The 14230-nt window shown below is 52.7% G+C and carries 13 protein-coding genes; 6 read left to right on the top strand and 7 right to left on the bottom strand.

What is annotated here, in order from left to right:
* Positions 1 to 31 precede the first annotated feature (31 nt).
* The 5 genes from KNP79_RS11245 to recX all read right to left on the bottom strand — a co-directional run bounded on the left by KNP79_RS11245 (position 32) and on the right by recX (position 7828).
* Entirely contained in the window at positions 32 to 1210 is a 1179-nt protein-coding gene (locus KNP79_RS11245; protein ID WP_034781001.1) for an RNA-splicing ligase RtcB, read from the bottom strand.
* A 9-nt stretch (positions 1211 to 1219) separates the two neighbouring features.
* Positions 1220 to 3265: an ABC transporter ATP-binding protein gene (locus KNP79_RS11240; RefSeq protein WP_215192394.1), complete on the bottom strand. Its 2046-nt coding sequence runs from the start codon at positions 3263 to 3265 to the stop codon at positions 1220 to 1222.
* 22 nt (positions 3266 to 3287) lie between these two features.
* Positions 3288 to 5012, bottom strand: coding sequence for an ABC transporter ATP-binding protein (locus KNP79_RS11235; protein WP_214797574.1), 1725 nt, complete (start codon positions 5010 to 5012; stop codon positions 3288 to 3290).
* 316 nt (positions 5013 to 5328) lie between these two features.
* Entirely contained in the window at positions 5329 to 6966 is a 1638-nt protein-coding gene (locus KNP79_RS11230) for an L-lactate permease (protein ID WP_052090274.1), read from the bottom strand.
* Positions 6967 to 7015: 49 nt separating this feature from the next.
* Positions 7016 to 7828 (bottom strand): recombination regulator RecX, encoded by an 813-nt coding sequence (recX, locus tag KNP79_RS11225; RefSeq protein WP_214708787.1) that lies wholly within the window; start codon positions 7826 to 7828, stop codon positions 7016 to 7018.
* A 158-nt stretch (positions 7829 to 7986) separates the two neighbouring features.
* Here recX and KNP79_RS11220 point away from each other — a divergent pair, with 158 nt between their 5' ends.
* The 5 genes from KNP79_RS11220 (at position 7987) to KNP79_RS11200 (ending at position 13069) form a co-directional block, all read left to right on the top strand.
* Positions 7987 to 8895, top strand: a complete 909-nt coding sequence (locus tag KNP79_RS11220; RefSeq protein ID WP_215192392.1) for a TIGR01777 family oxidoreductase — start codon at positions 7987 to 7989, stop codon at positions 8893 to 8895.
* A gap of 13 nt (positions 8896 to 8908) precedes the next feature.
* Entirely contained in the window at positions 8909 to 10060 is a 1152-nt protein-coding gene (locus KNP79_RS11215; RefSeq protein ID WP_034781007.1) for an amidohydrolase, read from the top strand.
* 201 nt (positions 10061 to 10261) lie between these two features.
* Positions 10262 to 10828 (top strand): GNAT family N-acetyltransferase, encoded by a 567-nt coding sequence (locus KNP79_RS11210; RefSeq protein WP_034781009.1) that lies wholly within the window; start codon positions 10262 to 10264, stop codon positions 10826 to 10828.
* A gap of 169 nt (positions 10829 to 10997) precedes the next feature.
* Complete coding sequence (locus KNP79_RS11205; RefSeq protein WP_021067764.1) at positions 10998 to 11687, top strand: response regulator transcription factor; 690 nt, start codon at positions 10998 to 11000, stop codon at positions 11685 to 11687.
* On the top strand, positions 11684 to 13069 hold the full coding sequence (locus KNP79_RS11200; RefSeq protein WP_214797575.1) for a sensor histidine kinase: 1386 nt from the start codon (positions 11684 to 11686) through the stop codon (positions 13067 to 13069). Before KNP79_RS11205 ends, KNP79_RS11200 begins: the two co-directional genes overlap by 4 nt.
* Positions 13070 to 13093: 24 nt before the next feature.
* Here KNP79_RS11200 and KNP79_RS11195 read toward each other — a convergent pair whose 3' ends face one another.
* A complete protein-coding gene (locus tag KNP79_RS11195; RefSeq protein ID WP_034781013.1) occupies positions 13094 to 13381 on the bottom strand; it encodes a hypothetical protein in 288 nt (95 codons plus the stop codon).
* Positions 13382 to 13508: 127 nt separating this feature from the next.
* Between KNP79_RS11195 and KNP79_RS11190 the strand changes: the two genes are divergently transcribed.
* Positions 13509 to 13718: a hypothetical protein gene (locus tag KNP79_RS11190; RefSeq protein WP_251131397.1), complete on the top strand. Its 210-nt coding sequence runs from the start codon at positions 13509 to 13511 to the stop codon at positions 13716 to 13718.
* Between the two features lie 27 nt (positions 13719 to 13745).
* On the opposite strand, the gene KNP79_RS11185 is transcribed toward KNP79_RS11190, so the two are convergent.
* Entirely contained in the window at positions 13746 to 14153 is a 408-nt protein-coding gene (locus tag KNP79_RS11185) for a cytidine deaminase (RefSeq protein WP_034781016.1), read from the bottom strand.
* Positions 14154 to 14230 lie beyond the last annotated feature (77 nt).

The following is a 14230-nucleotide window of genomic DNA, read 5'->3' as shown; positions in this document are numbered from 1 at the left end:
AAAAGAAAAAGGCGAAACTGAATTCGCCCTTTCAGTTCGCCTTGAAGTTATACAGTGGTTTGATGACTTGATCAATCGTGACGGCCGGTTCGATATAGCGGACAATCTCTTTCATCGACTTATAGACGAACGGTGATTCGTCAATCGTCGACGGCCGGACCGAGCTCGACCAAACCCCTTCCATTGATCGTTTGAACTCTTTGAAGTCAACCCGTTTCCGCGCTGCCGAGCGTGACATGACCCGACCGGCGCCATGTGGACCCGAGTAGTTCCAATCCGGGTTGCCTTTCCCGGTACAGATGAGCGAGCCGTCGCGCATGTTCATCGGGATGATGACCCGCTCCCCGTTCCGCGCCGAGATGGCCCCTTTCCGAAGCATCATCGCGTCGTGATCGATATAATTGTGGACCGTATCGAATTGGTCGACGACGTTCCAGTTCATCGCCTCAACGATAACGTCGGTCATGGCGAGACGGTTGGCGGCCGCATATTGCTGTGCGATGCGCACGTCGTGCATGTAATCTTCCATCGCTTCCCCTTCGACGTAGGCGAGGTCGCGGAAACGATTCCGTGCCTCGCGCTCCGTCTCGAGATAGACCGAGATGTCCTGCTGCCGTCCCGTCGCCTTCATCCGTTCAATCTCGTCTCGAATGTCGACCGTCTTCATCATGTGCTCGACCGCCAACTGTTGATAATGGTCAGCGATTTGGACACCGAGGTGGCGTGAGCCGGAGTGGATGACGAGAAACGTGCGTCCGGCTTCGTCCCGGTTCACTTCGATGAAATGATTGCCCGAGCCGAGCGTGCCGACCGAGCGGAGGGCCCGGTCGAGCTTATAAGGCGCCCGCACATCCTCGAGTGGGAGCTCAGACGCGTACGGGTGTGCTGTATCCCGGATGTTCATCCCGCTCGGTACATATTGGCGGATGACGTCGTCGAGCCGTTGAAAGTCGATGCGCTTTACCTTGATTTCCGTACAGAGCATGCCACACCCAAGGTCGACGCCGACGAGGTTCGGCACGACCTTGTCGTGAATCGTCATCGTCGTTCCGACGACCGATCCTTTGCCGGCATGCATGTCCGGCATGATTCGAATCGAGGCGCCTCGCGTGAACGGTTGGTCGACGAGCGTTTGGATTTGGGCCCGCGTCGTATCGTCAATCCGTTCATTGAACACTTTGGCCCGGTTATGCTTTCCGATAATTTCCATAAGACCTCCTCAACTGATGGCTTGTTGTTTACTTTGCAACTCATGCATCCGGGCGTAGACCCCGCCATCAGCGATGAGTGATTGATGGTTGCCTCGCTCGATGATGTGACCGTGATCGAGGACGAGGATTTGGTCTGCTTCCCGTATCGTCGAGAGACGGTGCGCGATGACGAACGTCGTCCGCCCGTATGTGAGCGTCTTGAGCGCGTCTTGGATGAGCGCTTCTGTCTCCGAATCGACACTTGCCGTCGCCTCATCTAAGACAAGGATGGCTGGGTCGAAGACGAGGGCACGGGCGAAACTGATCAACTGGCGCTCTCCGCTCGAGAGCGAGGCGCCGCGTTCGATGACCGGCTCGTCTATTCCGTGTGGCAACTGTTTGACGAATCGCTCGGCTCCGACCGCCGTCAACGCTTGCCAAATCCGCTCGTCCGAGATCGTCTCGTCACCGAGCGTCACGTTCGTTCGAATCGAGCCCGTGAACAAGAACGGGTCTTGGAGCACGATACCGAGATGGGCGCGGACGGCTTGCGTCGGCAGTTTCGTCACGTCCATGCCATCAATGTTGAGCGTTCCTTCTGACGGGTCATAAAAACGCATGAGCAGGTTCATGATCGAACTCTTGCCGCTGCCCGTATGACCGACGAGCGCCACCGTCTCACCCGGTTCCGCATGGATATCGATGTGTTGAAGCACCGGTTTCCCGGCCTCATAGCTGAACGACACGTCCTCGAAGGCGACCTCGCCTTTAAAGCGTGCAATCCGTTCCGTGGACACGTCTTCCCCTTTCTCGTCGAGCAACTGGAACATCCGGTCTGCCGAGACGAGCGCTTGTTGGAGCGGGGACAGTTGGTTCATGATTTGTGTGACCGGCTCAAAGATCCGTGACACGTAATCGATATAGGCGTATAAAATCCCGAGCGTGAGCACGCTGCCCGTTCCAAGCGTCTGCGCACCGACGACCCAGATGAGTAAGGCGAGCGCCATGTTGCGGAAGAAGTTGACCAAGTTGTGCGACATGAGCGCATCCAGTTTGAGCAGTTTCCGTCTCGTTTGGAAGTTGTCGCTGTTTTTCTCGTTGAACTCGTCATAGACGAGATCTTCTTTGACGTACGATTGAATGATCGGCATCGTCTGGATGCTCTCATTCAATTGGGCGTTCATATCCGCGACGAGGGCACGGACACGGAAGTTGTTTCGGGTCGACAGGCGTTGGAACAGCTTAATCCAGACGATGACGACCGGGATGATGATGAGCGAGACGAGACCGAGGCGCACGTCCAAGAAGAACATGGCGATCAGGACACCAATCATCATGACGACGCTTTGGAAGACGCGTGCAAGCACGCCTAAATATAGGTCGCGAATCGTCTCAGTGTCATTCGTGACGCGGCTGACGATTTTCCCGATCGGTGTCTGGTCAAAGTAGCGGACCGGAATCGTCTGCAAATGTCGCATGACGTCGAGTCGCATCGTCTTGACAATCTTATGGGCCGATCGCTGGAGGAGCATCTGTTGCCCCCAGTTCAAACCGGCCGCGATAAGAAGCAAGACGACGTACAAGGCAGATAACATAAGCACGGCCTGAAGATCCGTCTCATAAAATTGAAACACATCGGTCGAGGAGAGCGGCACGATATTGTCGTACGTCGCTGATTCCTCGCTCCGTGTGATGGTGAGGACGCCGTCTTCGACTTCACGTACCCCACCACTCATGACAGCGTCTGGGACGAGATAGTATCCGTCCGTCGTCTGAACGATCGAGACAGGTCGGACGACGGTCTCTCCGTCGAGCCGTGTCTCTTTTTCATAGGAGTTGCCGTCAAAGTCGACACTCCCGCCTGACTCGACTTGAACCCAATCGCGCTCGATGGCGACGATATGGTCGTCGATGATAATTTTGGCGATATACGGTCCGGCTAGTTCGGCGCCGACCGCTAAAAATAGTAAGGTCAAACCGAGGAAAATCGAGCGTCTCACTTGTTTGGCATAGCCGACGAGTGAACGGATCGTTTTTTTCCTGCGGACTGGATCTAATTCGTATTGATCGATCATGAGAGATTCCCCCTTTCCCGGATTACTCCGACTCTCCTTGTCGAACGTATTGTTCATAATACCAACCGCGTCGTTCCATCAGTTGGTCATGTGTGCCCCGCTCTGTGACGCGACCGTCTTGCAGCACAAGAATCTGGTCGGCATGGGCGACAGCGGACAGGCGGTGCGCGACGATGAACGTCGTCTGTTCGGCCCGGCTCGTCCGGACCGAATCGATGATGCGTGCTTCCGTCTTGGCGTCGACCGCTGAAAGCGAATCGTCGAGCAAGAGGATCTCTGGGTCTTTCAAGAGAGCGCGGGCAATCGAGAGCCGTTGTTTCTGGCCACCCGAGAGCATGACCCCTTGTTCCCCGACGACCGTGTCGAGACCGTTCTCTAAATGCTCGATATCGGTATCGAACGCCGCAAGTCGAATCGCCGTTTCAAGGTCTTGTTCCGTCGCATCGTTTGAGCCGAACAAGATATTGTCACGGACCGTTTTCGAGAACAGCAAATGTTCTTGCGAGACGTAACCGCTCCAACCGCGCACGGTATCGAGTTTGATGTCGTGAATCGGGACCCCGTTGACGAGTAGCGAGTCATCGATTGGATACTCGCGGAGCATTTGACGCAATAGCGTCGTCTTCCCGGCCCCGGTCGGTCCGACGATGCCAATCGTCTCGCCACGCGACACGTGCAAGACGATGTCTTCAAGCGAGGCTCGGGTCGATCCTGGATATTGGAACGATAGTGATTTGAACGTGATTTTCTCCGGGACGCCGACTTCGACCGTGCCGGTCGAGACGACGTCCGGTGTCTCGTTCATCGTCGCCTCGATTCGTTCAAGGCTGGCCGTCCCCCGTTGCACGACGTTGATCAGTTCCCCGAACGCGTACATCGGCCAAATGAGCATCCCGAGATAGATGTTGAACGAGACGAGCTGTCCGAGTGTGATGTCGTTCGTGAACACGAGATACGTTCCGAACGACAAACCGATCAAATAGCTCAAGCCGACGAGCAGTTTAATGACCGGTTCGAACAAGACGTCGATTTTCGCGACGTGCATGTTTTTCGCCATCACGTCGTCGGTGATCGTGTCGAATTTCTTCGTGTCCGCCTCTTCTTGGACGAACGAACGGACGACCCGAAGGCCTGAAATCGATTCGACGACTTGGTCGTTCATCACGCCGAACGCGTCCTGTGCCGCTGTGAAGCGAGCATGGATTTGGCGTCCGAGCTTATTCATCGACCAGGCGAGAAGCGGCATCGGCAAGAGTGCGGCGAGCGTCAACTTCCAATCGATGAACACGCCCATGATTGTGAGGGCGATGAGCGTCATATTGAACGAGTCGACGAGCGTCATGACGCCGAACCCGGCCGTCCGTTCCACCGCCTTCAAATCGTTCGTCGCGAGCGCCATCAAATCCCCGGTGCGGTGCTGTTGATAGAAGCGCGGTGTCTGCCGGAGCAAGTGGCCGAAGAAACGGGCCCGCAATTTTTTCTCGAGCAGGAACGCCGTCCCAAACAGACGGGCGATCCATAGATATGAAAGGACGTATGATAAAACCATGATACTGAGCAATGATCCGACGATCATGACGAGACGTTCCGTCGTCAAGCTCCCTTCGCGGATGGCATCGATCGCCTGTCCGATAATCCATGGCGGCAGCATATCGACGACTCCGGTGATGATGAGCAGGATGATGGCGACGATATACGTCCGCTTCTGTCTTTTAATAAACCAATCTAGTTGTTTAATCAGTTTCATGACTGATTCCCCCTTCCGTCCTTTCCGCGCACGCAAAAAAAGCGCACGTCACCTGATTGTGCAACCAATCGGATGAAGTACGCTTCTGAGTCTTCAGTCTTTTGCATGGTCAGGGAAAGGACACTACCCCTATCCAGCTGCCAAATTACGCAGTCAAATACGAGTAGCCATATGATGTTGTGTGTGTGCGTTGTAGTGTTGGAATGTACTTCATCATGCTGGCTCCTCTCTGTTCATAGTTTGAAAATCTACTAAAACCTTAGCAGACTGTTCAGAAAATTGTCAATATTATTGTCGTAAATAATTTGTAACTTTTTTACAAGAAGAAGGTGGCGAGCATCAAGCCAACAAGGCCAGTCGCCGTCACGTAGTAAATCATCGGCATGAGCGTATAGCGAATGATCGTTCCTTCTTTCCCAAGAAGACCTGCGACCGAGGCGACCGCGACGACGTTCAACACACAAATCATGTTACCGGCGTTGGCTCCTGCCATCTGCATCGATAACGCGAGCGTCTCGTTCAAACCAACGGATTCGGCGACATTCGTCGTCAAACTTGAGAACATCATGTTTGAGAACGTGGCCGATCCGGAAACGAAGGCGCCGAGCGCCCCAATCCATGGTGCGACGAGCGGCCAGACACCGCCGAACGTATCGGCTGCAGCCGTGGCGAGTTCGACCGGCATCGAAGCCAGACCAGCTCCACCATTTTCTGAGTGAATGAAGATTCGAACCATCGGCACTGACGCAGCGAGCGTGATGGCCGTCCCGACGACACCGAGCGTCGTCGCTTTAAAGACCGAAGTCACTTGTGACCAGCTCATGTTGTGGAGGAAGAATGTCGCAATCATCGTCAAGATGAACATGAACCCTGGCGAATAGAACGGTTCCCACGACGTCGAGATTCCTTCGACCCCGATGATGTTTGGCAAGTCAATGCGGACGCTACGTGCCAATTCATTCAAGAATGGAACGGTCCGTGTCAACACGAGGAAAATCGTCAAAATCAAATATGGTGCCCACGCCTTCCACTGCGGAAGTTCACGTTTGCCTTTACCGACAGACGGCTTCTCAAGCGGCTGCTCGATCTCATCGGCATAACCGTCGAACGTCCACACCCGTTTTGGCATGAGGATCCCTTTGCGTGCCATTGCGACGAGGATGACGAGACCCGTCAACCCGCCGAGCATGCCCCCGAATTCAAATCCGAGGATGAGTGTCCAAATGTAGGCCGGGATACTGTAAACGAGTGCCGCGATAATGGCAATCGGGAACACTTCGAGCGCCGGCTTGATTGACTTCTCTTTACTGAAGAATCGGGTCAGCATCAAAATCAAGATAAACGGAATCAACAAACCGACGAACATGTCGATGAGTACCGTCTGTAAGACGACGCTTGTCAAAAACTCGATCGTTTCCGGTTGATTGACGTCAAGCGACAGCCCGTTCCCAATTCCGATTAAAGCTGGTGTGCCGACCGCACCGAACGTGACCGCCGAGACGTCGGCCGATAAAGCGATGACGACCGCTGCAATCGGCGGGAAGCCGAGGGCGATCAACAGTGGCGCCGCAACCGTAGCTGGTGTCCCGAAGCCCGAAGCACCTTCGATGAATGAGACGAACAACCAGCCGACGATGAGCACTTGAATCCGGGGGTCCGGTGTGATGTTAACGAATCCAGAGCGAATCGCGTTCATACCGCCGCCCTCTTTCATCGTATTCATCATCCCAATCGCACCGTACACAATCCAGACCGTCGTGACGGCGATCACGAGTCCTTGTAACGTCGCCGCCATAATCCGTGTCGCATCGAGTTGCCAGACGAAGAACGCCAGTCCTGCCGTCAATACGAGCGAGAGCGGCATCGCGACCGACGCCGGTAAACGCATAATGACCAATAATACGAGCACTGCCACAATCGGCATGAGTGCTGTAATCCATTCAAAAATCGTCAATGTAGACCCACCTTTTCAGATTTTTCCCCTACCGTAAATGAATCTCCCGTTATGACTCTTGTTCAGCGAGTCGATCTAAAGCCCGATCAATCACCTCATATGGAAAACCTTTGCGTCGAAGCTGCATCTTCATCCGCTGTTTCCGCTCATATGGGGCATATCCACTGAACTTCCGATTTAATTTTTCCGCCTGTGTCAAACAAGCCGAAAGTTCAACGTCCTCATCCTCGTTCTCCCAAAACGTGAGAATCGCCTCTGAAATGATATCAAACGTAAATCCCCTTTGCATCAGGGTTTGTTGAATTCTTTGTTGCACTTCTGTGGCAGAACGGCGATTTGTTTCCATTTGTTTCCTATTTACGAACTTTCCGGCCTTTTCAAGCTGGTCTTCGTGCGAAATTGCGCCGATGACTTCTTCAATGATGTCAGCGTCGATTCGAAGCTGGGTGAGTTCTCGTTTGATTTTGATCGGTCCGCTCGGACTCGTATTGAACTTCGTCTGGGTATAGGCTTTGGCAAATTCAGCATCGTTCAAGTAGCGCTGTTCGATCAATCGCTCGATGACGCGTTTGATGGCTGCCTCATCTATCTCTTTCTTCACGAGGTAGTCACGCACCTCTGAAACGGCACGCATTCGGTACGATAAATAATTGACGGCCGCTTTATATGCTTTTTGTTCTTCTTCGGCTTGAAGAACGTCACGGACGAAGTCGTCTTCGAGCTCCATCCCTTTCGTCAATTCATACTTAATGAAGACGTCGAGGTCGATGGCGAACGCAAACTCCTCACGCCCGTCCTTCTCGACGTACACGTTGAGCCGGTCTTTATTTTTCTTCTGGGTCGTAAACTTGGCAATTTTCACGAAATCCCTCCATTTCCTGCTTCTAACATATCACGTTCCCCTTTCGAGCAGGATTTTTGATAAGTTAGAAGAAAGGGTATTCACAATACGAACGGTCCGCTTTCTTTATGGAACCCATACCCGTTTTGAAATCGCTTCAATATACTGGAGGGAGACTTATGAAAATTGCAATCACCGGCGGAACCGGACTAATCGGTCGCCCGCTCGTCCGCGCGCTCGCCGAGGCCGGACATCAAGTCGTCGTATTGACGCGCCGCCCGCGCCCACGACAAGGAGGGATCTCGTTCGTTGAATGGTTGACGCCTGACAGCCATCCTGAGTCCGAGTTGCAAGACGTCGACGCCTTCATCCATTTGGCTGGCGCCTCCATCAACGATGGACGCTGGACACATAAACAGAAACAAGCCATTCTTCAAAGCCGAATCGACGGGACGAAAGAAGTCGTTCGGATCATTAAAAATATGAAACGCAAGCCGAGCGTCGTCATCAGCGGATCCGCCATCGGGATTTACGGGGAAGACCGTTCCATCACGTATTCCGAAGCGACCCCACTCCCGGACCGGACCAACTTCTTAGGAAACGTCTGTGTATTGTGGGAGAAAGAGGCGGCCCCGATCAAAGACATGGGAATTCGCCTCGTCACGATGCGGACCGGTGTCGTCTTATCGAATGACGGCGGTGCCTTCCCGCTCATGAAACTGCCGTACACGCTCGGTGTCGGAGGACGGCTCGGCTCAGGACAGCAATGGGTACCGTGGATTCATTTGGACGACCTCGTTCGCCTGTTTGTCCATATCATCGAGACGACTTCCATCGAAGGCCCCGTCAACGGCACGGCACCGACGCCCGTCACGATGAATGAGTTTGGAAAAACGCTCGGACGCGTGATGCATCGCCCGCCTTGGGCACCTACCCCAGCACCGCTCCTCAAGCTCGCGCTAGGAGAGAAGAGTGTCATCGTCCTTGAAGGGGCGAAAGTCGTCCCGACGAAAGCACTCAATCACGGTTTTCGCTTCCGTTACGAAACGTTAGAACCCGCTTTGAAACAACTACTTCATTTGATTTGAAAGGAGCTAGCACGTGAGTAATTTGTTAATTCGTAACGCCCACATTTATCCGATCACTGCCCCACATTTTTACGGAGATTTGCGCGTCAAAGACGGCAAAATCATCGAAATGGCAGACTTGCTGGACCCGCTCGACGGAGAAACGGTCATCGAAGCCGAAGGCAACTTCTTATTCCCAGGGTTTATCGATGCCCATACCCACCTCGGACTGTATGACGAAGGGACAGGTTCAGTCGGAAACGATGCAAACGAGACCGTCGAGGCGATGACGCCGCACGCTCGGGCCATCGACGGCGTCTATCCGCTCGATGAAGGGTTTCAAGAGGCGCTCATGGCCGGAGTCACTGCCGTTCAAGTCATGCCCGGCAGTATGAACGTCATCGGCGGGGTGACGAGTGTCATTAAAACGCACGGCCGCTTCATCGAGGACATGGTACTTCGGCGTTATGCCGGTCTCAAGCTTGCGCTCGGAGAGAACCCGAAGCGTGTCCACAGTATGGGGAGATCCGGTGAGTTGACCCGCATGGGGATCATGGGATTATTGCGTGAAGCGTTCCGGACCGTCGACTCGACGAAGACGATCGGCACGTTCGGCAGCCAGATGATTCAACTCGCCCTTGACCGCAAGATGCCAATCCGGGTCCACGCCCACCGCGCCGACGATATTTTATCGGTCGTCCGCTTCGCACAAGAGTTCGACCTCGATTATCGAATCGAGCACTGTACGGAAGGACATCTCGTTGCTGAAAAGTTACGCGAACTCGGTGTCAAACATGTCACCGTCGGTCCGACGTTCACACGTAAATCGAAAATTGAGCTCCAGAACAAAACATGGGAGACGTACCGAATTTTACATGAACACGATATGATCGTCTCGATTACGACGGACCATCCTTATACGCCCGTTCAATATTTAAATCTTTGCGCCGGTCTTGCTGCCCGCGAAGGACTTCCGGTCGACGTCGCACTCCGCGCCATCACGATCCATCCGGCCGAATCGCTTGGAGTAGACGACCGCATCGGCTCGCTCGAAATCGGCAAAGATGCCGACCTTGTCCTTTGGAGTCACTTCCCGCTCGACTACATGTCAAAGCCGATTATGACCATCGTCGATGGCCACATCGTTTACTCGACGAGCCGATCGAAAACACATCATGAGATGTGAGTGAGGCCAGTCGTGAAAGCGCTCTTATTATTTTTTTGTGAAGTTGCATTTTATTTACTTGCTTTTTCAAAAAAACTATATAAAATAATCTTGTAACTTCATAAAAGGGAGCAGCCAAGGCAAGTTCGAACAACGAAGCCAGAAGTATGCTTTCGTTACAACTATTCTTCAGCGGTCTGAAATAGGGGGAGGAATGTAAAGGTGCTCAAATTTCGTGAGCTTACCGACTGCGCGGAGTTGTTCGAACTGATGCAACACCCAGATGTCTTTCCGTATGTCCGTCAAAAGACGGTCCACTTTGACGAGTTTTTATTTAGCACGAAGCAAATCATCGAGCTAGAAGAGCAAGGAAACATCATCTCACGTACCATCACGAACGAGTTCGGTACCCCGATTGGGACGATCAGCTTGTTCGATGTGGAATCGGGCTATGGATTCCTCGGGACGTGGCTTGGCAAACCGTATCACGGCAAAGGTTACAATCAAGTCGCGAAAGAAGCGTTCTTCTCTGAACTTTTCTTCGAGCTTGACATGGAAAGTGTATTTTTAAAAATCCGTCAATCGAATGAGCGTTCGATCGCGGCAGCTGAGAAACTACCGTACGCTTTCTGCGCTAACGAGATCCGGTCTGAACTATTGACTGAAATCAACCAAGGGGACGTCGAATATGTCTTGTATGAAGTGTCGAAGTCGAGTTTCCAACTCTACTTGCACTCACTCCATGCGCCTGAATTCGACCATACCTATGAAGCACAGCTCGAAGCGTAAGCCAATTCTGACAAAGAATTGGCTTTTTTGTGGCGTTTTTGTGTGGATTTCATGAGGACAACTTTACGGCAATGAATATTTCTGTTCTAATTCGGAGAGATAGGTATGATAGAGGTATGAGGGAATTATCACACATCCTCGTTAACCGTTTTGTAAAGGAGAATGCCCAATGTCAGAACCAACGTTTCGCATCTTAGTGACCGATGATGAAGAACAAATGCGGGATTTACTCGTTTCGAACTTAGAGAAGGAAGGATATGAGACCGTCACAGCCACGAACGGCCTCGAGGCAATCGACTTATTGAAAGAACAGTCGTTCCACCTCGTCCTGCTCGACGTGATGATGCCTGAACTCGACGGCCTCACGGCGTGCATGCGCATCCGCGAGTTCTCGAACGTCCCGATTATCATGCTCACGGCCCGGTCAGAAGAACTCGACCGCATCCATGGCTTGAAGATCGGCGCGGACGACTATATCACGAAGCCGTTCAGTCCGCGCGAGCTGCTTGCCCGCATCGAAGCAACGCTTCGTCGGACGCATAACTTCTCGAAAGAACAAGAAGCGACGTTCGATACCGGAGTCTTGTCCATCGATATCGACGGCCGTGCGGTCAGCGTAAAAGGGAAAACGGTCAACTTGACCCGTAAAGAGTTCGATTTGCTCTACTTGTTCATCACGAATGAAGAGAAAGTCTTCTCACGTGAACAGTTGCTCGATCAAATTTGGGGCACCGAGTACCACGGTAACCTTCGGACGGTCGACACGCATATCAAGACGCTTCGCCTCAAGCTCGGTGAAGCAGGTGGCTACATTCAAACCGTCTGGGGGATCGGCTACAAGTTCGAGGCGACCGTATGAAGCAATACACGATCCGGAAGCGGATTTGGATCACCATCTGGACCGCTAGCCTCTTCTCCGCGTTCGTGTTCATCATCATGACGTTTTACTTGTACGACAAGTTCTATATTCAGACGCAGGAAGAACTGCTCATCAACCGCGGAGAGAAGCTCGTCACCATCTACAAGGCGGACGGCTTCTCTGACGCGTTTTCGGACAGTATGACGTACACGAACGAACTGACCGAGACGAAAGTGTTCCTCTCGTCGGTCAGGGAAGACAGTCTCGGCTCAGGCAAGACGTTTTTACGGGAACAAGACCTCGCCAAACTGCAAGACGGCTACGCGATCTCCGTCACCCGTAAACACCCGACCGAGGATGTGGATATCCTGATGTCCGCCTTCCCGCTCATCCGGGACGGCGAGCTCGATAATGCGCTCATCCTATATATGGAGTTAAGTAAAATCAGTGAGCCGTTCCAACCGATTCGGCTTATGATCACGTTCTTGCTCATCTTGATGATCGTGAACTTGCTCATCTTCGGGACGCAAATTATCGATACGATCATTCAGCCGCTCATACAAATGAAGCGAGCCTCGCAAGTATATGCCAAAGGCGACTTCTCGCACCGTATCCCGATTTATTACGATGACGAGATTGGCGAGCTCGCCGAGACGCTGAACCGGATGGCCGAGTCACTCGGTCTCGTCGAAGAGCAACGGAAAGAATTTTTGGCGAACGTCAGTCATGAATTGCGGACACCGTTGTCATATATTCGGGGCTATACGGAAATGCTCCAAGACCCGTCGCTCGACGAGAAAACGAAAAACCAATATTACGAGATCATCGAGAATGAGACGGAGCGCTTGCAACGGCTCGTCAATGACTTGCTCGACTTGGCCCAACTCGAACGCGACTCATATCCGATGACGAAAGAACCGGTCGTCTATTCGCAAGTACTCGAAGATGTGCTGTACCGTTTCGAGCCGATTGCCGGGGCGAAAGGCGTCACGATCGAGACGGACCTCGATTTCGACTTGATCATTCTTGGGGACCACGACCGGCTCGAGCAAGTCGTTGGAAACTTGCTCGATAACGCCCTTCGCTACACCGAAGCCGGGAAATCGATCCATGTGAAGACATATGCGACCACCGACAATGCCGTCACCGAGATTCGGGACGAAGGTCGGGGGATCCCGAAAGAGGATCTCGATCAATTGACGAAGCGATTTTACCGTGTCAATAAGTCCCGCACACGCGAAGATGGCGGGACCGGGCTCGGCCTCGCCATCGCCAAACACATCATGGAACGCCACGGCGGCTCGATGCACTTCACTTCAGAAGTTGGCAACGGAACGACCGTCACGCTCACATTGCCGCTCTTGCCGGATGAAGACATATAAAAAAGACAGCCGCGGCTGTCTTTTTTATATGTCTTTGCCTTTATAGGCGTCATCTGATTCATTCATGAGACGTTCCCGCTCGGCGTGCGTCTGTGGATAACCATTCGCTTGCCACTCGGCCCGATAGTTCGAATCGAGTTGAGTGAGGCCTTCCTCCGCCTCATCCTTATCCGAATCGACACTTTCCATCTTGTCCATCTTGCTCCATGTATCGTCATCTCGGTCCTGAGTCAAGAGTGCCGCCACTTTTGGTGCGACGAGCGCGGCCCCAGCTACCCCGAGTACGATTCCCATCAATACTTTCTTATCCATCCGAATACCCCTCCTTAGTCACTATGTACCGATAATTCCACTGTTCCGCAAAATCGAAACCCGTTTTCTAAAGCGTTTACACCCATTCAGGAAGTGGAATAACAGTCAAGACAAGGAGGCGATGAAGATGAAACAGTCAAAAGATACGTCCAAGCGACCGTTTGATAATCCGGATGCCGTCGATACGGACAAGGAGAGCATCTTCGACCAGGAAGGGATGGAAACGGTCGACCCGATCCCGGTAGAAGAGCTGAACCAGAAAGTGAAAGATGAAAAACATAAGCGGCACTCGAAGGATGACTCGGTCAGCGAGAAAAAATATGAGGGCAATAAATAAAAATGCGGACGAAATTCGTCCGCATTTTTATGTTAAATCGCTTGGCGAGAAGCCGTAAGGCAACATCTCTTCTTTCGTCATCACTTTCGTCTCCCCGGCCATGTTCGCGAGAATCAATGTAAAGTCGTCACTGGCAAACTCGGCGATAACTTGACGGCAAGCGCCACATGGCGAGATTGGTCCGTCCGTGTCGCCGACGACGACGACAGTCTCGATTGCCTTGCTGCCTTCCGATACCGCTTTGAATATGGCAGTCCGTTCTGCACACATCGACAAGCCGTACGAAGCGTTCTCGACGTTGCAACCCGAGATCTCTTTGCCGGTCTCGTCGATGACGACAGCCCCGACATTAAACTTCGAATAAGGAGTATAGGCGCGCGACCGTGCATCAATCGCTTTATGGACAAGCTCGTTCACTTTTTCTTGTGGGATCATCTGATGTTCCTCCGCTTCTTAACGTTTATCAAAGAAGTCTGACATCTGAACTATAACGTGAAAACATCGTTATTGCA

This window comes from Exiguobacterium sp. s7 (assembly GCF_018618195.1).
GTDB lineage: Bacteria > Bacillota > Bacilli > Exiguobacteriales > Exiguobacteriaceae > Exiguobacterium > Exiguobacterium mexicanum_A.
Note: the sequence above shows the minus strand (reverse complement) of the source record. Positions and strands in the feature narration are given on the sequence as shown.